17 protein-coding genes and 1 pseudogene are annotated in these 21729 nt (G+C 69.0%); 9 read left to right on the plus strand and 9 right to left on the minus strand.

Features of this window, described 5'->3' with window-relative positions; all coding sequences use genetic code 11:
• Positions 1-60: 60 nt before the first annotated feature.
• Entirely contained in the window at positions 61-1389 is a 1329-nt protein-coding gene (locus OWM54_RS12170; RefSeq protein ID WP_267697610.1) for a sigma 54-interacting transcriptional regulator, read from the plus strand.
• 3 nt (positions 1390-1392) lie between these two features.
• Here the strand turns inward: OWM54_RS12170 and OWM54_RS12175 are convergent, their stop codons facing one another.
• The gene (locus OWM54_RS12175; protein ID WP_267697611.1) at positions 1393-2037 is read right to left on the minus strand and encodes a hypothetical protein; all 645 of its coding nucleotides are present in this window, start codon (positions 2035-2037) and stop codon (positions 1393-1395) included.
• Positions 2034-3167, minus strand: a complete 1134-nt coding sequence (locus OWM54_RS12180) for a PEGA domain-containing protein (protein WP_267697612.1) — start codon at positions 3165-3167, stop codon at positions 2034-2036. Before OWM54_RS12180 ends, OWM54_RS12175 begins: the two co-directional genes overlap by 4 nt.
• A gap of 103 nt (positions 3168-3270) precedes the next feature.
• Between OWM54_RS12180 and OWM54_RS12185 the strand changes: the two genes are divergently transcribed.
• From OWM54_RS12185 to OWM54_RS12205, 5 genes are all read left to right on the plus strand, one after another.
• Entirely contained in the window at positions 3271-4827 is a 1557-nt protein-coding gene (locus OWM54_RS12185; RefSeq protein WP_248545686.1) for a serine/threonine-protein kinase, read from the plus strand.
• Between the two features lie 71 nt (positions 4828-4898).
• Positions 4899-6305: a TrkH family potassium uptake protein gene (locus OWM54_RS12190; protein WP_223747776.1), complete on the plus strand. Its 1407-nt coding sequence runs from the start codon at positions 4899-4901 to the stop codon at positions 6303-6305.
• A gap of 9 nt (positions 6306-6314) precedes the next feature.
• Positions 6315-6971, plus strand: a complete 657-nt coding sequence (locus OWM54_RS12195; protein WP_267697613.1) for a potassium channel family protein — start codon at positions 6315-6317, stop codon at positions 6969-6971.
• A gap of 58 nt (positions 6972-7029) precedes the next feature.
• Entirely contained in the window at positions 7030-8043 is a 1014-nt protein-coding gene (locus OWM54_RS12200) for a calcium/sodium antiporter (protein ID WP_267697614.1), read from the plus strand.
• 178 nt (positions 8044-8221) lie between these two features.
• The gene (locus OWM54_RS12205; RefSeq protein WP_267697615.1) at positions 8222-9487 is read left to right on the plus strand and encodes a glycosyltransferase; all 1266 of its coding nucleotides are present in this window, start codon (positions 8222-8224) and stop codon (positions 9485-9487) included.
• 101 nt (positions 9488-9588) lie between these two features.
• Here OWM54_RS12205 and OWM54_RS12210 read toward each other — a convergent pair.
• Positions 9589-9765: pseudogene (locus OWM54_RS12210) on the minus strand (IS3 family transposase); the annotation flags it as partial.
• A 229-nt stretch (positions 9766-9994) separates the two neighbouring features.
• Between OWM54_RS12210 and OWM54_RS12215 the strand changes: the two are divergent.
• Positions 9995-10444, plus strand: coding sequence for a hypothetical protein (locus tag OWM54_RS12215; protein WP_267697616.1), 450 nt, complete (start codon positions 9995-9997; stop codon positions 10442-10444).
• Positions 10445-10656: 212 nt separating this feature from the next.
• Here the strand turns inward: OWM54_RS12215 and OWM54_RS12220 are convergent, their stop codons facing one another.
• The 5 genes from OWM54_RS12220 to OWM54_RS12240 all read right to left on the minus strand — a co-directional run bounded on the left by OWM54_RS12220 (position 10657) and on the right by OWM54_RS12240 (position 15311).
• The gene (locus tag OWM54_RS12220) at positions 10657-10797 is read right to left on the minus strand and encodes a hypothetical protein (protein WP_267697617.1); all 141 of its coding nucleotides are present in this window, start codon (positions 10795-10797) and stop codon (positions 10657-10659) included.
• Between the two features lie 264 nt (positions 10798-11061).
• Positions 11062-12228 carry a metallophosphoesterase gene (locus tag OWM54_RS12225; protein ID WP_267697618.1) on the minus strand — a complete coding sequence of 389 codons (1167 nt, stop codon included), beginning with the start codon at positions 12226-12228 and terminating at the stop codon, positions 11062-11064.
• Between the two features lie 91 nt (positions 12229-12319).
• Entirely contained in the window at positions 12320-12877 is a 558-nt protein-coding gene (locus OWM54_RS12230; protein WP_267697619.1) for an HAAS signaling domain-containing protein, read from the minus strand.
• Between the two features lies 1 nt (position 12878).
• Positions 12879-13253 carry a PadR family transcriptional regulator gene (locus OWM54_RS12235; RefSeq protein WP_267697620.1) on the minus strand — a complete coding sequence of 125 codons (375 nt, stop codon included), beginning with the start codon at positions 13251-13253 and terminating at the stop codon, positions 12879-12881.
• 696 nt (positions 13254-13949) lie between these two features.
• Positions 13950-15311 carry a GON domain-containing protein gene (locus tag OWM54_RS12240; protein ID WP_267697621.1) on the minus strand — a complete coding sequence of 454 codons (1362 nt, stop codon included), beginning with the start codon at positions 15309-15311 and terminating at the stop codon, positions 13950-13952.
• A gap of 283 nt (positions 15312-15594) precedes the next feature.
• Between OWM54_RS12240 and OWM54_RS12245 the strand changes: the two genes are divergently transcribed.
• Complete coding sequence (locus OWM54_RS12245; RefSeq protein ID WP_267697622.1) at positions 15595-17190, plus strand: sigma 54-interacting transcriptional regulator; 1596 nt, start codon at positions 15595-15597, stop codon at positions 17188-17190.
• A 54-nt stretch (positions 17191-17244) separates the two neighbouring features.
• Positions 17245-17823: a hypothetical protein gene (locus OWM54_RS12250; RefSeq protein WP_267697623.1), complete on the plus strand. Its 579-nt coding sequence runs from the start codon at positions 17245-17247 to the stop codon at positions 17821-17823.
• Positions 17824-17828: 5 nt separating this feature from the next.
• On the opposite strand, the gene OWM54_RS12255 is transcribed toward OWM54_RS12250, so the two are convergent.
• Positions 17829-21437, minus strand: coding sequence for a serine/threonine-protein kinase (locus OWM54_RS12255; protein WP_267697624.1), 3609 nt, complete (start codon positions 21435-21437; stop codon positions 17829-17831).
• Positions 21438-21729: the final 292 nt, after the last annotated feature.

Consider the following 21729-nt stretch of genomic DNA (forward strand, 5'->3'; position numbering starts at 1 on the left):
AGTCGCCAACACCCCCTGGGGACGCAACCGACAGGGGGCCGCGTGGTAGCGTCCGGGACCATGTCCAGCGGAACGACGCGCCCCGAGCGCCCCATGGGGCTGCCCATCCGCACGCTGACCATCGAGGTCGTGGGCGGCCCCGACCAGGGCCACACCCACACGGCGGAGGGCGAGACCGTGACGGTGGGGACGGCCGAGAGCAACGAGCTGCGCCTGACGGACCCCACCGTGTCCCGCTACCACCTGGAGCTGTCGCGCAAGGGAGACCGCGTCGCGGTGGCGGACCTCGGCTCCACCAACGGCACGGCGGTGGGTCCCGCGCTCCTCGAGCGTGGAACCGTGGCGCCCGGGAGCGTCCTCACGCTCGGGCGGACCTCGCTGCGGGTGGGCGATGGGCCCACGCGCACCCTCTCACTCCACGAGTCCGGAGCCCTGGGCCCCCTGCGGGGCCAGAGCGCGTCGATGCGCAGGCTGATGGCGCAGATACTCCGGGCGGCCCGCACGGACGCCTCGGTGCTGCTCCAGGGCGAGTCCGGCACGGGCAAGGAGCTCATCGCCCGGGCCCTCCATGACGAAAGCGCCCGCGCCAAGAAGCCCTTCGTGACGCTGGACTGTGGCGTCATCTCCCCCGGGCTCGTCGCCAGCGAGCTGTTCGGCCACGAGCGCGGCGCCTTCACGGGGGCGGACCAGCGCCACATCGGTGTCTTCGAGCGGTCGCACGGCGGCACTCTCTTCCTGGACGAGATTGGCGAGCTGTCCGCCAGCCTCCAGACGGCGCTGCTCGGCGTGCTGGAGCGGCGACGCTTCCGGCGGCTCGGGGGCAGAGAGGAGCTGTCCGTGGACGTGCGCGTCATCAGCGCCACCCATCGGGACCTGCGCGCCGAGGTCAACGCCAACAGCTTCCGCCTGGACCTCTACTACCGGCTCGCGGTGGTGCGGCTGGAGGTACCCCCGCTCCACCAGCGCGTGGACGACATCCCCCTGCTGGTGGAGCACTTCCTGAACGAAGCCGGCTACACCCACCCGGTGTCCACGTTGGTGCCTCCGCCGCTCATGCGCACGCTGCTGACGCACCGCTGGCCGGGCAACGTGCGGGAGCTGCGCAACTACGTGGAGGCCATTCTCGCCATGGGAGAGCCCCCCGCCCTGGAGCAGGCCGCGCCGGGCGCCAACGCGCCCCCCGCGGCGGCCCCCCCGGCCCCTCACGTGGCCGTCCCCCTGGAGCAGGGCTACCGGGAGGCACGCCAGAAGGTGCTCGAGGACTTCGAGCTGCAGTTCCTCAAGGCCCTGCTGGAGCGCGCGGGAACCAACATCTCCCTCGCCGCGCGGCTGGCGAGGATGGACAGGAGCTACCTCATCGACCTGCTCCACCGGCACCACCTGCGCTGAGGCTCAGGGCCTCCAGTGCAAGTCCCCCGAGGCGCAGACCCGCACGCCCTGGGCGCACTGCTCGGTGAGCGTGTCGAAGCCCAGGTACACGTCCCCCTCGATGGCGTTGAGCGCCACGGGGCAGCTGTAGGCGCACCCCACGAGCGCCTCCTCGCGCAGGGCCGCCCCACCGCCGCTGGCCGCCAGCTCCTCGCAGGACTGGAGGGTCGCGGTGGCGCGGACGATGACGAACTCCTCCGGGGCCTCGCTGGAGACGGAGGCCCCCGAGAGGCTGCCCAGCGCCTGGCCAATCACCTGTCGCGCCTCGGGACGCGGCAGGTCGGTGATGTCGGGCAGCGGGGCGGGGATGCACACGCGGTGCCCGGGTATCACCGCGCAGTCATGCTCCGCGCACCAGCTGACGAGCTGCCCCGAACGACACCCCGGCAGGCCCCCCAGGCGGATGAAGTCGATGACGAGCGAGGACGGGACGGCCCCACCTCCGGCGGGAAGTGCCCGCGAGAGGAGGTAGGCGCCGTCGTCCTCCCGGCACAGGAAGCCGTCGAGTCCCTCGCCCTCCGCGCCGAACGTGAGCCGCACCTGCCGCACCTCGTTGCAGCCGGTGAAGAGCCCCCAGGCCAGCAGCCCCGCGAGGATGTGTCGTCTCAAAATCCCACCTCCGTGCGGACAGGCTGCCGCCAGAGCAGGGCCGTGGTGGTGGCGCCGGCGATGAGCGCGGCCACCCCCACCGCTATCCAGAAGTCCCTGCGCTGGTAGAGGGCCGGAGCGGGCTCGACGACGCGGCCCTGGACGAGCAGGTCGCGCAGGACGCCCTCCGCCGTCGCGTCGAGGGCCCGCGCGTCCCCCCGGCGCTCGGTCCGCGCCGCCGCGCGCCCATCCAGGGCCAGCGCGCCCCGCAACCGGACGCCCTCCTGCTCGGCCTCGGCGGTGAGCAGCACGAGCCGCGGCGCCCGGAGCGCGGTGGAGAGCAGACTCAGCGAGCCCGCGGAGTCCAGGTTCGCGGAGGAGTCACCATAGTGCGTGGACCACTGGCCGGCGGCCAGCTCGGGCGAGGCGGGCACCGTGGTGAAGGCGACGGGGAGCTCGGGGCCCCTGGCCGACACGACCTGGACCGCGAAATGTCGCCCCTCTGCATCGACGCGGAGCACGTGCCGCCCTTCCAGGACCTCGAGTGAGCACGGCGCCGTGCATACCCCGAGCCGTCCATCCAGGGAGATGCGCGCGGGGCCGGAGTCGGCGGAGATGCGCAGCGTCGTTCGCCCCCGCGCGGCCCCCTGCTCCGCCCCGGCGACGAGCACGCGCCCCACCTCGGGAGGCAGCACGCCGAGGTCCGCGGGCGGCTCCAGCCCGAGGACGCCCAGCTCGGAGGCCGCCTGGAGGGCCGTCTCCTCGCGCCCCAGGCCCAGATGACACGCCACCTGCCAGAGCAGCCACCGGGCGGCGACCTCGCGCCGCCCCTGGCTCAGGGCCCGGGGGAGCCCGCCCTCATCGCCGACGTCCTGGAGACAGTCCGCGAACTCGGCGTTGATATAGTGCCGCCGTGCTTGCTGCAGGCGCCGCTCGGCCTCCAGGAGCTGGGCCTCCCCTCCAGGTCGGGCGGTGGCCGCGGGGAGCTCGGCGAGGCGCAGCGTCACGGGCACGCCCGGGGCCCCCTGCCGCGCCCAGGCCTGGACGGAGGCGCGCGCCTCGGGGTCCCCGACGACGAAGAGGGTGACCGCGGGGCGCGCGGCGGCGGGCTCGAGCGCGGACGCGCCGCTCCCCCAGAGAACCAGGAGCACCCATCCAAGAGAGAATCTCGGGCCGGAGGCCCCCACGCGGCGGAGGTATAACGAAGGTTCGAACGGACTCACCGGAGCGAGCCTCCAGAGGTGGAGAGACAGCGTGGAGTGGGGTGGTCGCTATCGGTTGGTGCGCCAGCTCGCGCAGGGCGGGATGGGCGAGGTCTGGGAGGCGAGCGCGACAGGTGAAGGCGGGTTCGCGCGGCGGGTGGCCATCAAGCGGCTGGTGGCCGAGCATGAGCGGGATGCGTCCCACGCGCGGATGTTCCTCGACGAGGCGCGCATCGCGAGCCGTCTGCACCACGCCAACATCCTGTCCATCCTCGACTATGGCGTGACGGACGGCCTCCCCTATCAGGTCCTCGAGTATGTGGACGGACTCGACGCGGAGCGGTTGCGCCAGCGGGGGCTCGCGGTGGACGAGTCCTTTCCGGTGGAGCTCGTGCTTCACGTCTGCGCCGAGGTTGCCCATGCGCTGCAGTATGCCCATGCGGCGAAGGATGAGGCGGGGCAGTTGCTGCAAATCGTACATCGGGACGTGAGCCCCTCGAACATCCTCGTGTCTTGGACCGGGGACGTGAAGCTGGCGGACTTCGGCATCGCGCTGGCCAGGGACCGGCAGGAGCGGACGCTCGCGGGGCAGACGAAGGGCAAGCTGGCGTACATGCCACCGGAGCAACTGACGCGGGGGGAGATGGATGGGCGCTCGGACCTCTTCGCGCTCGGGTGCGTGCTGCACGCCCTGCTGACGGGGTATAGCCCGCTGGCGCACGAGGACCGGATGGCGGACCTGCTCGCGGGCAAGGAGCTGGAGCTGTCGGACACGCTCCCCGAGGACGTTCGCGCGCTCGTCGCGCGAGCCGTCAAGAGGTCCCGACATCAGCGATTCCAGAGCGCGGCGGAGTTCGCCGAGGCGCTCGGCGAGGCGCTCACGGAGCGGACCGGGCGCGCCGGGCGCGTGCTGCTGGGCGATTGGCTGGCGCGACTCCAGGAGAAGGAAGCCGCCCGGGAACGCCCCGCTTCGGGATGGGCAGGCTCGCTCCTGGAAGTGGAGCAACTGCTCGACGGGGTCGTCGCTCCGACCGACAGGAGCATCACGGCCGTCCCTGTCCCGCCCTCCCCTCAAGTCGAGCAGCGCGCGCGGCCCCGGTGGTGGCCCTGGCTCGCGGTCCTCACGCTGGGGGGGCTGGCGGTCGCCGTGCGCCCCTGGAGCGCCCCGCCCCCCGTGCCCGCGGCGGCACGGCCTGACGCCTCCCCGCCCCTGGAGCGGCTCCCTCCGGAGAAGCGTGAAGTCGCCGCGGGAGTCGCCGAACGCGCACCGCCCGCCCCGGCGCCCGCGCCCGGCGAGACTCCGCGAGCACAGCAGACGCCCCCGAAACGGCAGCCCCGTGTGCAGGCGCCCTCGTCACAGGGCGGCTCGGGGACGCTGACCGTCGGCGGTGAAGGGGCCCTGCGCGCGGTGGTCATCATCGATGGCGAGCGCCGGGGCCACGCACCGCTGCGCATCGAGCTCCCCCTGGGCGAGCATGTCCTGGAGCTCGAGACCTTCGATGGCCGCCACCTGGGCCCGGAGCGGCTCTGGCTCACCGAGTTCCACACACCCGCCTCGCCGTTGCGGTGGGTCGCCCCGGCTTCCCGGAGCGCCCCCCAGACGCCGTAGGGCCCGCTGCACACTTCTCACTCGAAAAACTGGTGGGCCGCCCTTGGGTGATGGATGGTTGCCCCCACTCAGTGACACCCCTCCTTCGCTCGCCCATACAGTGGCTCTGGCTGCGCTGGTCCTCCATCTCCCCGGCCATGCTGCTGGCCCTCTCCTTCGGGGTCCTCATCGCATTCGGGACGCTCGGACTGCTCTGGCTGCCGGGTTTGTACACCGGGCCGCGACTGGGGCTCCTCGACGCGCTCTTCACGATGACCAGCGCGGTGTGCGTGACGGGACTCACCGTCGTGGACACCGCCACGACCTTTACCCGCTGGGGCCAGCTGTGGCTCCTCGTCTTCATCCAGTTGGGTGGGCTGGGACTCATCACCCTGGCCACCCTTGTCATTGGCGCGCTCGGCCGGAAGCTGTCCCTTCGCAGCGAGGTCATTGTCGGTGCCCCCATCGACTACACGCACCGACAGAACGTCGTGTCGCTGACCCTGCGGGTCGCGCGCTTCACCCTCTGGGTGGAGGCATTGGGGGCGCTGCTCCTGTGGCTGCTATGGCTGCCACGGTTCGGATGGAAGGAGGCGGCGTGGCATGCCGTCTTCCACTCCGTGAGCGCATTCTGTAACGCGGGCTTCTCGACATTCAGTGACTCACTGGTGGGCTTCGCGAGCGCCCCACTCACCCTCTTCATCGTCTCGAGCCTCATCATTCTCGGGGGATTGGGCTACCTTTCAGGAGAGGAGGCGCTGCGCTGGTGGCGCGGTCGGAACCAACGCTCGCGGCGCATGAGTGTCCATACCTTCGCGGCACTGCTCGTCACGAGTGTCCTCCTCGTTGGTGGCGCCGTGCTCTTCACGCTCTTCGAGTGGAACGGGGTGCTGCGGTCCATGGGCTACGTGGACCGGGTCGCCAACGCCTGGTTCATGTCCGCCACGGCGCGCACCGCGGGATTCAACAGCGTGAGCTACTCCGAGGTGAGCAACGCGAGTGGCTTCTTCACCATCCTGCTGATGGTGGTGGGGGGCAGTCCTGGCTCCACCGCGGGAGGCCTGAAGACGACGACGCTGGCGGTGCTCGCGGCGCTCGCCTTCACTCGAATCCGGGGCCGCCGGCATGCCGAGTTGCACGGTCGCGCCATTCCGGAGGGCACCATCGAGCGGACCGTATCGCTCGCCCTCATCGCCTTTGGGGTGATGACCGCCGCTGTCTTCGCGCTCAGCTTCACGGAGGGACACGGCGAGGAATCGGTGCAGGCGGCTCGCGCCAGCTTCCTGCCCCTCTTCTTCGAGGTCGTCAGCGCCTTCTGCACGGTGGGGCTGACCATGGACGTGTCCCCTTCCCTGAGCGTCGCGGGCAAGCTTCAAGTCATCGGGCTGATGTTCGTGGGAAGGCTGGGCCCCCTTGCCTTCTTCGCCGCCCTCAGCCTGCGTGCCCGGACGCACCTGAGACATGTGCGCCCCGCGCAAGAGGACCTCATCGTTGGTTAAGGAGCAGGGATGAAGCGCATCATCGTGGTGGGCCTGGGCAACTTCGGCTCGGTCATCGCCGCGCGCCTGCACGAGCAGGGACATGACGTCATCGCCATCGACCCACGGCCAGCGGTCGTGGATGCCCTGGGCTCGCGCGTCTCCAAGGCCATGGTGGGAGACGCCACACAGCGCCAGGTGCTACAGGAGGTGGGCGCGCGCGGCGCGGACGCGGCCATCGTCTCCACGGGCGAGGACCTCTCGGCCAGCATCCTCGCGTTGCTCGCCCTGCGGGACACAGGCATCCAGGACATCTATGTGAAGGTCCGCTCGGACGACCATGCGCGCATCGTCAACGCGCTGGGGGCCTCGGAGAGCATCTTTCCCGAGCGGGAGAGCGCGCTCGGGCTCGCCAACCGCATCACCAGCGGCCGGCTCCTCCAGTACGTCCAGTTGGGGCAGGACTTCGGCTTGCAAGAGATGCCGGTGCCGGAGGCCTGGTATGGAAAAAGCCTGCGCGAGTTGGCGCTGCCGCAGCGCTACCGCGTGCATGTGGTGGCCGTGCACGACGTGCTCCAGGACCGCATGCTGCCAGTACCGGATCCGGACCGGCCGCTCACTCCTTCCGACGCGCTGCTCGTCGCCGGAGAGCCCTCGGCGCTCGAGGCCGTGGCCGTGCTGAGATGAGGCCCACCTCCCTCGCCAAAGTCTCTGCCGTGCCCGCTCACCGTACCCTGGGGAACCCATGTCATCGGAACTGCTCACCGCATTGGGACTCTTTGCTGGAGGCGTCGTGCTGCTGTTGCTGGGTGGCGACCTGCTCGTCAAGGGCGCGGTCGCCCTGGCCGAGCGACATGGTGTCCCCGCCCTCACCATCGGCCTGACGCTCGTCGCCTTTGGAACCTCGGCCCCGGAGCTCGCGCTCAACGTCGCGGCCGCGCTCGGCGGCTCGACAGCCCTGACGTTCGGCAACATGACGGGCTCGTCGCTCACCAACATCGGCCTCGTGCTCGGCCTGGCAGCGGTGGTCCGCCCCGTGAAGGTCCAATCCTCGCTGCTCCGGCGGGAGCTGCCCGTGCTGCTGGGCACCGTGGTGCTCCTCCTGACGCTCTCCTGGCTTCCCAACCACCTCGATTCCAGGCGACAGCTCGGCCTGTCGCGGCTCGACGGGGTGCTCCTGGTGGGGTGCTTCCTCGGCTTCCTGATGATGCTCCTCCGCGCGGCGAAGCAGCCCTCGAAGGTGGGCGCCGCGCTTGCGAGCGACGCCACCGAGGTCGTGCGACGCGAACCCCTGCTGTCCTGGCGGCTCGCAGTGGTCATGGTGCTCGGAGGGCTTGCGCTGCTCGGGCTCGGAGGGAAGCTCGGTGAGGTGGGCGCCACCGGGGCGGCGCAGGCACTGGGTTTGTCCGAGCAGCTCATCGGGCTCACCGTGGTCTCGATAGCCACCACCTTGCCGGAGCTCATCACCAGCCTGATGGCGGTGCGGAGGGGGCAGTCCGACATGGCCATGGGGAACGTGGTCGGCTCCAACATCTTCAACCTGCTCTTCATCCTGGGCACGACGTCCATCATTGCCACGGTCCCCTTGCCCGGGGGTGGCCCCCTCATCCTGATGGCCGTTCTCGGGTTTACCCTGGTGCTCTTCCCACTCTCCATCACCTTCGACTGGACCATCACCCGCCCAGAAGGACTGCTGCTCGTCGCGCTCTACCTGGCATTCATGGGCTGGCAGCTCTGGGTGGGGCTCACCAGCACATAGGCAAGAGGCCTGGCAGGGCCACATGGTTTCCGTGGCTTGGAGCCCCCTGTTCTGAGACACTGGCCACACATCTCGAAGGGTGTGCGTCGCGCGCTCCTGGCACGCACAGGTTCCTCGGTGGTCGGGCCGCCACCCGCCCGCGGTTGTTGCCGCGGACAAGCTCCTGAATGGGGTTCTCATGCGCGTGCTCATCTCCACCTACGGAACCCGAGGTGATGTCCAACCCTTCGTCGCGCTCGCCAAGGCACTGAAGGCGCATGGACACGTCGTGGCACTCTGCACGCCCACCGGCTTCCGAGGCATGGCGGAGCGCCACGGCATTCCCTACGCGCACATGGACAATGCGGTGCTGGAGCTGACGGAGGCGGTTCTACGCGCCCCGACACGTGCCGAGCAGCGGCGGCTGTTCAAGGGGTTCGGCGCCATCATCCGGGCGGGCCTGGAGGACGAGTGGAAGGCGGCGCGGGAGCTGGAGCCGGACGTGCTCGTGTACCACTCCAAGGCGCTCGGCAGTCATCACATCGCGGAGAAGCTCGGGGCCGTCGAGTTGCTGGCGATGCCGCTGCCGCTGACTCCGACACGCGAGTTCCCGGTGCCGATAGTCCCGAGTTTCCGACTCGGCGGTTGGCTCAACGCGCTCAGCTATCGAGTCCTGACGCTGGCCAACGCGGTTTGGGCCGGAGCAACCAACGACTTCCGGGTGAAGACACTGGGCCTCCCGCCGCTCTCTCGCTTCGCGGACCCGATGAAGAAGGCCGATGGCTCCGCGGTGCCGGCGCTGTACGCATACAGCGAGCAGCTGCTACCACGTCCCTCCGACTGGCCTCCCCAGGCCCAGGTGACGGGCTGCTGGTTCCTCGACGAGGCTGACCAATGGACTCCGCCCGCCGAGTTGCACGCGTTCCTCGAGGAGGGGCCTCCGCCCGTCTACGTGGGCTTCGGCAGCATGGGCGCGGCGCATGCAGATTCTCGTGCCGCCACCGTCCTGAAGGCCATCGCGTTGACCGGCGAGCGCGCGGTGCTGGCCACAGGCTGGGGAGGCATGAAAGCGCGCGAGCTCCCGTCCAATGTCTTCATGCTGGAGTCCGCGCCGCATGACTGGCTGTTTCCTCGAATGAGCGCGGTGGTCCATCACGGCGGGGCCGGCTCCACGATGGCGGGACTGCGCGCGGGCAAGCCCACTGTCATCTGCCCCTTTCTCGGCGACCAGCCCTTCTGGGGGCACGTGGTTCTCCGCGCGGGGGTCGGGCCACAGCCGGTACCGCAGAAGTCGCTCACAGCCGAACGGCTCGCGAATGCCATCCGCACAGCACTGTCTCCGACGGTACGGGCGCAGGCCGCAGCGGTGGGTGAACGCATCCGAGCAGAGGACGGGGCCGCGCGCGCCGTACGCCTCATCGAACAGGCACATTTGGAGGGGAGTTACCGGCGGGCATCAACCTAATGCATGCCCCTCGCCAATCGGCCGCTCAGCCCGCTTTGGATTTGCCTCTCAATTCGGCCGCGGCGTCATTGGGGCGTGGCCCGACTCCGTAGACAGGTGGGTCAAGCTGCCAGCCTGCTCGTTGCGGCCACCCGCTCGAACTCGACCGGGCTGATGTAGCCCAGGGATGAGTGGCGACGCCTCCGGTCGTAGAACACCTCCATGGACTCGAACAACGCTCGCTTCACTTCCTCACGCGTCTTGAAGCAGGTGGCGTAGACGAGTTCCAGCTTCAGCGTGGGTGGCACGGCTCGACGAACACATCTCCTCACGTATCATCCATCGATGAGCGATAATCCGGTCTCGGACCGATACCATGCTTGCATCGCGCCCCTCGCGGCTTCCTCGGTGGCGAAAGCGGGTCGGTGCGTTCTGTCGTCTGGCCACAATGGCGCCGAGCTCGCCCGCGTTCGACAGACTCTGACACTGCCCGCGGCACTCGAGCGCTTCTACGAGCAGGCTGATTCCATGCAGATCCGATGGCGCTTGCAACCAGGCGCCGCAATCGAGTACCTCGACCGCGAGATCGACATCGTTGGGGGAGAGGCGAACATCCTCCCTGTTTCCACATGTGTCGACGGCATCGACGGCCGACGTGGAGCGGAACTCCTCGATCCGTACGGAGCCTTTCCGGAGGCGCGTGAGTTGCTCGACCGCCTCGCGCCCTTCGATTACTGCGAGGGCGAGTTCGCGGTCTGCCTCGAAATGGAATCGGGCCGGGTCCTCGACCGGCTGCATTTCGTGCCACGCGACGGAGCCGGAGAGCTCCGTCCGCTACCCGTGGGCGTCGAGGACTATCTGCAGCGCGGCTTTGCCATGCGTTTCATACACCACTGGGTCGAGGCAGCACTCTTCGACAGTCCTGACTGGATGGCGTTCTCGAAGCACTATCTCTCGCAGGTCTTCGGTTCGGAGTAGGAGACCGGCGACTCGCGCTACACCGGAAATCGGGACCTGATATCTCATGAGATTTCGGTGTGTTGCTGCCGATGGTTCGACAGTCTGTCCCATCGACACCAGCGCATCCGGCTGCTCTCTTTCGGACGTGCAAACGAACCGGGAGCAATCTGGTTTCTTCCCTTACATGCTTTGCAGGCTTCCGAAGGGGCGTCGCGATGCGGGCAAGGCCCCTACGGGGGGCCGGCCTGCGCGCTCCTACCCTGCGTCCCCGGCGGCCCCAACTCCCGCAGCACCTTCATCTCGCGCCGCAGCCTCGCCAGCTCCTGCAGCTCGTTCGTCGTCAGCCCGTCCTGAAGTGTGCCCTCGTCCACCTCGCCCTGACGCCCCCATTGAGCACCGTCGTGTCGGTGACCTGGAACTCCTCGGCCAGGCTGCTGGTCGTTCTCCCTGACTTGGCCAGTTCGACAATCCAGGCCCGGAACTCCGGAGGATATGGAGGCTTCGGTTGAACGGACTCAACGAAACTGACGCAAACCCAGTGACGGCTGTATCACAATGGCCCAGCGTCGCTGTGATTTCCTGCCCCTGGCGGCGGACATATGACATTTCCCGTGCCTGGGGCACAACGCGAGCCCCTACAGCTCCACGCGGCTGCCGTCCTCCAACACACGCCACGCGGCGTCGCCCTCCAGCAGCAGGCCCTCCGAGTGTCTTGGTGGAAGGCTTTCGCGGTGGTCCAACGGGTGTTTGACGTCGATGGCGAACACCTTCTTGTCGAACAACGTCGTGACGCGCCAGTTCAGCGTGTGGCCGACGACGACCGCCTTCGCATCGAACCGGGACAGGGTTTGCTCCACCTGCTCCTGCGTCAGGTCGTCCTTGAAGTAGCCGCGATACCATGACGGCCCTGTCTTGGTGTCTAGCAGCAGTTCCTCCTCGCCAGCTCCGCGACGGGGGTACCACCGCTGGCGATAGTGCTCGCGCACGATTCGGTTGAGGTCGTCGAGGGAATGGTCGCGCTCGGCGAGCGCCGGATGCAACCCGCCATGCACGAACAGGACGCCGTTGATCTCCTCTATGGTGTTCTTGCTCATCAGCCAGCGCCCCAGGAAGGAATCGTCTCCGAAGAGCTCCGACTGCTGTCGACCGAGGATTGTGGCGACATTGAAGTACTTCTGATGCGACGAATGAAGGTCGCCTTGCAGGCTTTTGATTTCGTGATTGCCCAGGATGTAGTGCACGCGTCCGCCCGCTTGTCGGGCGCTGTGCTCCAGCTTGTAGATCAACCACAGCACCTGCGTGACCGAGGGGCCGCGGTCGACGAAGTCACCGAGCAGCACCAGATGTCCTTCCCCGAACGTCCAGTTGAGCTGGGCATCCATCACCCGCGCGTGGACCAGGAAGTCGCGCAGCGCCTTGTAGTTGCCCTCGATGTCGGAGAGGGCCAACACCGGTCCACTATCTTGATAGCGGGATGGCGGGGTGGCGAACTCCGGGGTAGCCTGGACGCTGAACCGGCTCCGGTCCAACGGGAAGGACACCTCGAGTTGGAACGTGTCCGTCAGCGCGTGGCGTTTCTCTTCGACCCAGAACCCCTCCTCACGCGTACCCCGCAGGGTCTGTGATACCCATTGCCCCCCCTGCTGGAACACATGCGGTCCTTCGTCGCCCGTCTTGAAGGCTTCCGTGTTTTCTCCATAGTAGACGTCGACCCCCTCGTGGAGTCCGATGCCGGCGGCGACCACCACCAGAATCGAGAGCACGGAGAGGAAATGCCAGACGAAGGTCCAGACGATTCTCACGGCAGATGCTCCTTCTCTTGAGACAAAAGAAGGCCCGCAGCCGCGCGGGCCGCAACACAATGCTTCCTATGGAGAGGGGGCTTGGGTTTGCTCAGACCAGCCCACGTCGCAAGACGCGCAGCACACGACGGGTCAGCTCCGCGCACCACGCCGAAGCCAGCAGGGCAAGTGGTATCAACCCCAACCCCAACAGCTCCGTGGCCTCCGGAGACGGCGAGCCCGACCAGCCCACCGTGACGGATTCGCCGCTCCGGGTCGACCACACGCCAACAGACGAAGGCTCGAATACCTTCGCCAGCGCCAGAAGCAGGAGCGCCGCGGCGACCGAGAAGCCGAATGCGCCCATCGAGTAATACAAACCGTGCGTGACAGTCTGTCTGACCCGCTGGATGACGCGAAAGCCGGTCGGAGGGGGCGCACCCGTCTGGATGTGCGCCACATACTGCTCGGCCAGCACATCCGGAGCACCGAAGCCTTCCAGCAACGCGGCGACGTCAGGTGTTTCACCTCGGGATTCGGCTTGCTCCACCACCTCGTGGAGATGGCTTTCGATTTCGCGGATGACCTCTTCGGCCTCGGCCGGGTCCAACTTGCCAAGCCGCAAGCGGAGCGCGTGCATGTACGCATGGATGAGTTGACGCGAGTCCATGTCAGCTTCCTTTGTCGGAGAGTTCGGTGCTGGCCGATGCGGTCAGCAGGGCGTCGATATCAGCGACGGACTGCCGCCATGCCTGCACGAGCGCGGTGAGCTTCTGCTCGCCCTTCACGGTGAGTTGGTAGTACTTGCGAGGCCGGCTATCGCCTTCCTGCAACCAATCGGCGCTCACCAGTTCGTCGCGCTTGAGCCGATCCATCAGCGGATACAGCGTGCCTTCCGTGATGGCCGTCGTGGGAAAGCGCTGCAGATGGCGCAGCAACGCCAGGCCGTACACGGACCGCCCTCGTAACGCCGCCAGAATCACCAACTCCAGCGCCCCCTTGCGCAGTTGTACCTGCCACTTCTCCTGCGGATCTTGGTCTGCCACTCCAGCACCTTGCCATGCCGCATACCTTGTTATGCAAGGCATACTGCTGGGCAGGGGGCCCCCTGTCAACCCCTTCGAGAAGAGCGCCCCTGGGTCAGCGGCGATGACCTCGACACCTCGGCTCCTCACCGCATGTGCGCAACGAAGGAGGGGCGCGGTCACATTGTTGCGTCAGTGGGCGCGGACCGAGCATCAAGGAGGGGGGCCACTGCCGCGACCCTCTCGCGGCCTTCTTCCTTCACACGGGCTCGTGCCTTGCCGGACATCCCTGAAGCTGGTTAGCCGCCCCGACCTGCCTCACCGAAACCAGCGCGCCAGCCGACACTCTCTGGCGCGCAGGGCAGGCCCATCTACATGGGACTCGTCCATCGCTGCTGCGGAACTGGGCTCCCTCCCAGCGACATCCCGCCCTGCGTGGACGACACCGACGATGCTCACAGTGCCCTGGCGGCATCCCTGAGCTTGAGTGGAGGCGTTGTCGAGGACGAGGTGAATGCGGCGGGCCCGCCGGTGGACACTCGCCAGACGCGAGAGCCGTTGGATGAAGAGGGAGCTCACCTTGGACTCACCCTCCACCCATGCCAGTTTCCCGTCCGGACATGGAGCGCTCCGGCCAGGTAGCACTTGCGGTTGTCGCCGGGAGCCACCACCACGCCCGCTTGGCCTCCGACCCGTTCGAGAATCACGAACCTCGGTTTAGGGGGTGTAGACCAGGGACAGATGCTCGTTGGTGCCGTTGAGGGGGTCGGTGAAACCGTAGACCGAGTTCCAACCGCAGTAGCCGCCCCCTGTCAGGTTGAACACCTGGGCGTTGATGACCTGGGTCGCGCCGACCGGTTCATAACCGTTGCGGGCGAAGGGGTTGCTCGACACGCTGAAGGAGGTGCCGCGCAGGTCGAGGTTGGCCATGCCCGAGGCGGTCCAATCACACGACATGGCCGTGGCGTACGGCATCGAACTCACCGGGGTGCTGTTGCCGTGAAGGAGCCCCCCCGTGGAAGAGGTGAAGGTCCGGTCCGTGATGACCACGTACAGGTTGATTGGGTCGATGCGCAACCTGGAGTAGGACGTGCGCACGCTGATTCCTGGAGAGGCCCCCCCAGCGGTGTACTGGGAGTAGTTGGAGGCGCCCACATTCTTCAACACCAGGTAATCGAGGGGCGAGCCAGCCATGTTCCGGCACCACACCTGCCAGGGCTTGTTGGGGTTGCCATTGACGTACACCGTGTATTCGTTATCCACCGAGTCGCCATAGGCGGCCTTGAGCTCCTCGCAGGACCTGGGCTTGTTGTGCGTGAGCTTGAGTTGCAGCTGGCCGCCGTTCTGGTTGGAGGGGTTGCTGATTCCGGTGAGCGAGTTCCAGCCGCACCAGCCGCCTCCCAGCATGTCGACGACCTGGTCCGACTGGCTGTAGAGACTTGAGCCGAATGGAAGATACCCTCCGAGGGAGAATTGGTTGGCCGCCACGCTGAAGGGGGTGTCGCGCAGGTCCAGGTTGGCTGCTCCCGCGGCGCTCCTGTTACAGGACATGGCCGACGCGTACGGCATCGAGCTCACCCGGGAGCCCATGAAGTAGAGCCCTCCCGTGGAGGAGGCGAAGCGCTGGTCCGAGGTGTTCACGCGCAGGGTGAGGGGGTCGATGCGCAGCTTGAAATAGGTCGTGCGCACGGTCTCGCCAGTCGTTTCCCCGCCGACGGTGTACTGGGAGTAGTTGGCGGTGGTGCCCGTCTGTTTCAGCGTCAGGTACTCGGTGGGCGTGCCGGCCATGTCATGGCACCAGGCCGTCCAGGGCTGGAAGCGATAGCCGTTGAAGTACAGCGTGTATTCACCATCCCCCGCCGAGGGGTTGGCGCTCTTGACCTGCTGGCAGGTGGCTGGAGTGCCCTGCAGGTCCTGCCGCGCGAGGGCGGAGAAGGTCTCTTCGTCGCCCGACTCCCCTGCGTCGCCGCAACCCGTGCTCAACGCGACCAGGCCCATGAAGAGGGCCCCGAGCCCGGTGCCAAGACGAGGACGCCATGCGACGGCGGCGGAGAGGAGCGGCTTCTTCCAGGTACTCATGATGGGACTCCTTGGAGAGACGACAGACCGCGGAATGCAGTCGGGCGGCGCTTGAGCAACACGGATGCCACGCCGTGGAAACGGGGCTCGCGAGGAGCGCCCCGCCAGCGCCCCTTTCAAGAGGCGCTTCCACGCGTCGAGCCCACGCCGCCACGCGTGGACGTTCGTCCCGCTCGATTCACTCCGACGGGCCGGGTCGGCAGTCACCCTGCTTCGTGAGAGGAAAGAGCGAAGCAGGGTGACGTAGAGTCACCGCTCCCGCGGCGGTCCCCTCTGGAGTTTCATGCGCGAGCCCCCCATGGAGGACTTCTCCACGGCGAACGTTCCCGAGTCTGGTGACGAGCGGCACCCTCTCGGCGCACCGCTCCTCACGGCGCTGACCGTCGTCTCGCATCCCCAGCCCCACCGCGTGGGGGACCGCGTGCTGCTCGAGGCGCTCGCCGTGGGCCGCGAGGTGGAGCTGTCGCGCAATGCTCCGGCCTTCGTCCCTCCTGGCTCGGCCCTGGGCTCGCACCTGGCCGACCCGTTCATCAGCCGCAAGCCGCTGGTCCTCTCCCCCGGCCCGCACGGAGCCCTCTGGCTGTCACCGGCCGAGGGAACCAAGGTCTCGCTCGGCGGTGAGCCGCTCCAGGGGCCCTGGGAGCTGTCCTCGGCGGAGGTCGCCGCCGGAGTGCCGCTGGTGTTGGCGGGCCGCGTGGTGCTGCTGCTGCACCTGGCGGAGCCCCCGTCCCCCAGGGGCCATGACATGCTGGGCATGGTGGGAGCCAGCGCCGGCATCCAGCGGGTGCGCCACTACATCGAGCAGGTGGCGGACCTGGGAGTGCCCGTGCTCATCCGGGGCGAGACGGGCTCCGGCAAGGAGCTCATCGCCCGCGCCATCCACCAACGCAGCCCCCGGCGGGAGCGGCCCTTCGTCAGCATCAACCTGGGTGCCATCCCCCGGGAGCTCGCGGCCTCGGAGCTGTTCGGCGCACGCAAGGGGTCCTTCACCGGCGCGGTGAAGGACCAGGACGGCTTCTTCCAGGCGGCCCAGGGCGGCACGCTGTTCCTGGATGAGGTGGGCGAGGCGCCCCCAGAGGTCCAGGTCATGCTGCTGCGCGTGCTGGAGACTGGGGAGCTCTATCCCGTCGGCTCACGCACGCCCATCTGCGTGGACGTGCGGCTGGTGGCCGCCACGGACGCGCATCTGGAGGAGCAGATTCGCGACGGCCGCTTCAAGGCGCCGCTGCTGCACCGGCTGGCCGGCTACTCCATCCGCGTGCCCTCCCTGCGCGAGCGGCCCGAGGATGTGGGGCCGCTCTTCCATCACTTCGCCCGCGAGGAACTGGAAGCGCTGGGCGAGGCGCACCGGCTGAGTCCCGGAGACCCCTTCCGCGAGCCCTGGCTCCCAGCCCCGCTCGCGGTCCGCCTGGTGCGGCACGGCTGGCCAGGCAACCTCCGACAGCTGCGCAACGTGGCAAGGCAGCTCGTCATCGGCAGCCGCGGCCAGTCACGCCTGAGGCTCGACGCCCGACTCGAAGAGGAGCTGTTCCCCGTCGCGGCTCCCCCCGCGGGCCGCCCCATCAGCGCCCCCTCCACCCCGGCGCCCTCCGCCTCCCGCCGCAAGCCCGCGGACATCTCCTCGCGGGAGCTGCTCACCGCGCTGCGCGAGGGAGGCTGGGACTTCCAGGCCGCCGCGGACCGGCTCGGCATCCACCGCACCTCCATCTATGACCTCATCGAGCGCCATCCCGACCTGCGCACCGCCGGAGACCTGAGCGTGGAGGAGCTCACCCGGTGCTTCCACGCCTGCAAGGGGGACCTGGACGCCATGGTGCGCCAGCTCGAGGTCTCCCGGCGCGCGCTGTGCCGCAGGCTCAAGGAACTGGGCCTGGGCTGAAGGTCACGCTGGTCCGAGCGTTGCAATTGAATCCTCCAGGAGGATTGGACAGACATGAGCAGGAACGAGTCGAGGGCTTGGGTTCATCGTTGGGTGCTGGCGGGGCTGCTGCTGGGGACGCTGGGATGCGCCGGGAGGAAGGTCAGAGCTGGGGACAGGGCCGACGCGGCCGACCAGGGGCCGGTCCAGCACTATTTCTGCCCTGTCCTCAAGGCCTACGGCGAGCTCGCGGTCGAGGTGGATGAGCTCGGCGACAGCAGAGGCTGCGTCGACCCCGGCGGGACCATCACGTTCGATTCGAAACGCCAGGCCGTCACCTACGTCCTCTTCGCTGGAGAAAAGACGCTCGACCACTCCCAGCCGCAGCCGACATGCTTCACCCGCGCCGATGAGTGTCAACAGGAGCTGGGAATCATTGGGACCATCACCCTCGCGAAAGGTCAGAGCTGTCAGCTGACCCTCTCTCGAGGAGTTTCCTCCGGACAGATCACAGCCGTGGGAAACACGAGCGACCCTGCCCGCGCCCCCCAGGGGAACGCGGTGACGCGCATCCCCCCCATGGACGTCATCATCGGCAAGCTGGAGGTAGCGACCTCCACGACTGGAGAGGAGGACGCCCGCGCGCCAAGGTGACCCCCTCAGGGAACGACCCGGGACACCGATGGGGCCTGCCTCGCCCAGAGGTGCCCCAGGTGGGGGTTTCGCGCGAGCGCCGCGTCAGCCGCCTCCCGCATGCCGCCCCCCGCCCGCTGTTCACCGGGGGCGGTCAGCCTCGACTCCTCCACCCGCAGCAGGCTCGCGCGCAGCAGCAGCGCTTCCGCCCACTCCGGACGCGCGATGAGCAGCGTGTCCGCCACGCCCAGGCCCCGCGCCAGCCACGGACCCGGAGCCTGTCCCAAGGCCTCCGCCCAGAGGGCGCGCGACCGGCAGAATTGACCGAAGGCGACCTGGTGGTCCTGTCGCCCGGGCTTGAGCTGGAGCGCCTTCTCGAAGGCCCGTGCCGCCTCGTCGAAGGCCTGCTTCGCGGCCTCCCGCTGGCCGCGCGAGGACAGCCAGCTCGCACGCACCTCGTGGACCCGCCCCTGGTACAGCCAGGCCTGGGCCTCCTCGGGGTTGCGCGCGAAGGCCTCGCGGAGGGCCTCCAGGGCCTTTGCCAGCGCCGGGGACGGGTCGCGTCCGTGCTCCAGCGCGAACACAGCGCGCAGGTGGTGCGGCTTCGCCAGGTTGGCCCAGGGATGAGCCAGGCCGGGCAGCAGCGCGAGCGCCTCGCGATAGGCCGCCTCGGCCTCGCGAGCATCTGCCTCCGGGTCCTCGCCCAGCAGCCACCGATACAGGGCGCGCGCGGCGTGAACCTCGCCCAGGTTGTTCTGTCCATAGCCTTGCCGGGGGGCCACGGCGATGGCCCGTGCGCAGGCGCTCCCAGCACGCTCCAGCAGGGGGAACGGGTCCCCTCCCCGGTCCCAGGCCTCACGCGCCAGCTCCAGCAACACCCCGCTCTCCCCGAGGTGGAACTGGGGGATGCGCGCGTTGATGGCGATGCCACGCTGGTAGAGGTCCAGCGCCGTCTCCAGGTCCGGTCGGGCGTCACCACCCTGGCGCGAGCGCCGGCCCGCCAGCTCCTGGTGGAGCTGGCCTCCCAGGAAGTACGTGACGAAGTTTCCAGGGTTGAGCGCCCGGGCCTTCTCCAGCGCGACGCGGGCCCCTTCCAGGTCTTCTTCCGCGCCGGGCGAACTCGGGAGGGTGGCCCGCGACAGGAGGTTCGTTCCCAGGTTGAGCCAGGCATCTGGGAGCTGTTCGTTCAGGCGGATGGCCTCGCGATAGGCCTGGATGGCCCGCGCGCGGGCGGGCAGCGGATCCTTGCCCGTGGCCTCCGCGCGGTCGGCCTGGATGCTGAAGACCAGGCCGAGCGTGGCATGCAGCTCATAGTCCCGCGCCTTCTCGGGGACACCCTCCAACGCCTCGATGGCCTGGCGCAGCGGCTCGCTGGGGTCCAGCCCCCGGGCCTCCAGCGCGCGGGCCTGGCGCCGCAGGCTCTGCCCCAGCTCCATGCGCGCCTTGAGAGGCTCGGGGCGGAAGGCCAGCGCCTCTCGCGCGGAGGCCATCGCCTTCTCGAGGAGCGGCTCCACCGGCTCCCCCCGCATCATCCCATGCTCCGCCATGCGGTTGTGGAAGCGCGCCTCCAACACCTTCGCCCGCGCGAAGCCCGCATCGGCGGCGAGCGCCCGCGCCACCGCCTCCAGCCCGCGGGTGTACGGGGGCTGGACGTCGCCCTTGCCGTACAGCTCCATCACCAACGCGGTGTACTCCAGCCGCGCCAGCGTGAAGTGGACGTCAGGCACGCTCTCCGCGGTGGCGGCCGCGGCCGCGCAGGCCCTGCGTCCCGCCTCCAGGTCCGCGCGCGCGCCGTCCCGGTCCCCCGAGTTCCAGCGCCGCGCGGCCCGCGTCTGGAGGATGTCGCCGCGCAGCAGCTGCGCCTCGTGGAACCACGCCCTGCGCCGCCCCGCTGTCTCCAGCCGTGCCAGCGCCTCGTCCAGCCGGTCCTCGTAGAAGGCGAGCAGCGCCGCCACGTAGTCCGTGGAGGGCACCTCCGCGCCCTCGCTCGAGCGCAGCCAGGTCAGGACCGGCTCGCGGTAGTCGCGGGCCAGGGCCTCGCGGCGCGCCTGGCGCTCAACGGCGTCCGGCAGACGCTCCACGTCCAGCAGCGCCTCCTGGTACAGGTGTCCCAGCACCACCGCCAGCGCCCAGGCGACGCGGGGCTCGCGGTAGCCTTGACGCCACGCGGCCTCCAGGTGCCCGCGCGCCGTGGCCTCCTCTCCCAGCGCCAGGAAGCCGCGCCCCAGGGCGTACTGGCCCGGTCCGGCGGCCAGCGCACCCGCGTCGCGCACCTCCGCCGCCAGCGCCTCCAGGTGCCCACGAAGCTCCTCGCGGTCCTCGCGCGTGTCGTGCAGCCGCGACAGGCCGGAGTAGCGGGCCAGCGCCTCCACGCGCTCCACCTGCTCGGTGAAGCGCTGGGCCAGGCGCTCGCGGCGGGCGGCCTCCTGGCGGGTGTACGCGGCCTGTCCCAGCGCGGCGCCCGTCAGCACCAGCGCCAGGCCGACGACGGTGGCGAGCACGCGGTGCTTGCGCAGCCGCTTGCGCAGGCGGTAGCCGGGCCCGACAGGGCGCGCGCGCACGGGCTCTCCCGCGAGGAAGCGCTCCAGCTCCTCCGCCAGCTCGCGCGCGGAGCCGTAGCGGGCGCCCCGCTCCTTCTCCAGACACTTGAGGACGATGGCCTCCAGGTCCTCCGGGATGGCCGCCTCCAGCGCGCGGGGCGGGCGGGGCTCCACGGTGGCCACGTTCGCGAGCACCTCCAGGGCATTGTCTCCGGGGATGGGGGCCTGACCTGTCAACAGGTGGTACAGCGTGGCGCCCAGGCTGTAGACGTCCGCGCGTCGGTCCAGCCGGGACACCTCTCCCCGGGCCTGCTCGGGGGCCATGTAGTGCGGCGTGCCCAGCACGGAGCCGGTGGCGGTGACGCCCTCTTTCCAGTCGCGCGCCAGGCCGAAGTCCATGACGTAGGGCCGGAGACGGCCGTCCTCGGCGCGCTCCACCAGGATGTTGGAGGGCTTGAGGTCCCGATGGATGAGCCCGGCACGATGGGCGGCATGGACGCCCTCGGTGATGTCGCGAAGGACGAGCACCTTCTGCTCCACGGTCAGCTCGGAGGCGAGCTGGTGGAGGGGCTGTCCTTGCACGTACTGCATGCAGATGTACGGGTGTCCCTGGACCTCGCCCACCTCGTACACCTTGCACACGCGCTCATGCTCGACGCGAGCCTGCGCGGACGCCTCGGACAGCAGGCGGCGCACCAGGTCGGGGGCGCCACCGAGCACGAACTTCAGGGCGACCTGGCGGCGCAGCCGTGGGTCATGCGCCAGGAAGACCTGCCCCATGCCACCCTTGCCCAGGAAGCGCACCGGCTGATAGCGCTCCCAGCCGGGCACCGGAAAGGCGGGCTCCGAGACCGAGCGCTTCCCGAGGTGGGCGTCCTTGCCGTCCGACACTGTCGCATCGGCGTCCCCAACAGGAGCGCGCGCGGCATGGACGTGCGGCGAGGGGAGCTCCGCCGCCGAGAGCCGACCCTTCTCCGCGAGCAAGGCCAGGAGCCCGACCCCTCGACGTCGTGCCTCCTCCAGCAACGCGTCCGCCTCGTCGCACGAGACAAAGCCCTCCGCCAGGGCGATACGGAGTTCGGCTTGCAGGTCCATGAGGACGCAAACCCTATCATGTCCGCTTGAATTCGCTGGCCCCGACCGCGACGACGCGGAGTGTCGCCTTTGACTCCGCGCCCCGTGGAGCTGAACTCGACAAGGTCTTGACGCTCACGGGATATCCTCTCCGCATGCGACTTCGACTGCGCGGAGTTGCTTCCCAGGTGCGTACCCGCGCGGCGTCCACGCCCCTGGCGAAAGACACCATTCCCTTGTGCCTAGAGCGCCGATCAAGGTTACGGCGAGGGAGCAGGCAAGCGGTAGGGGATCGACTCGGGCTGTGGTCGCG

The sequence above is a fragment of the Myxococcus sp. MISCRS1 genome (genome assembly GCF_026626605.1).
GTDB lineage: Bacteria > Myxococcota > Myxococcia > Myxococcales > Myxococcaceae > Myxococcus > Myxococcus fulvus.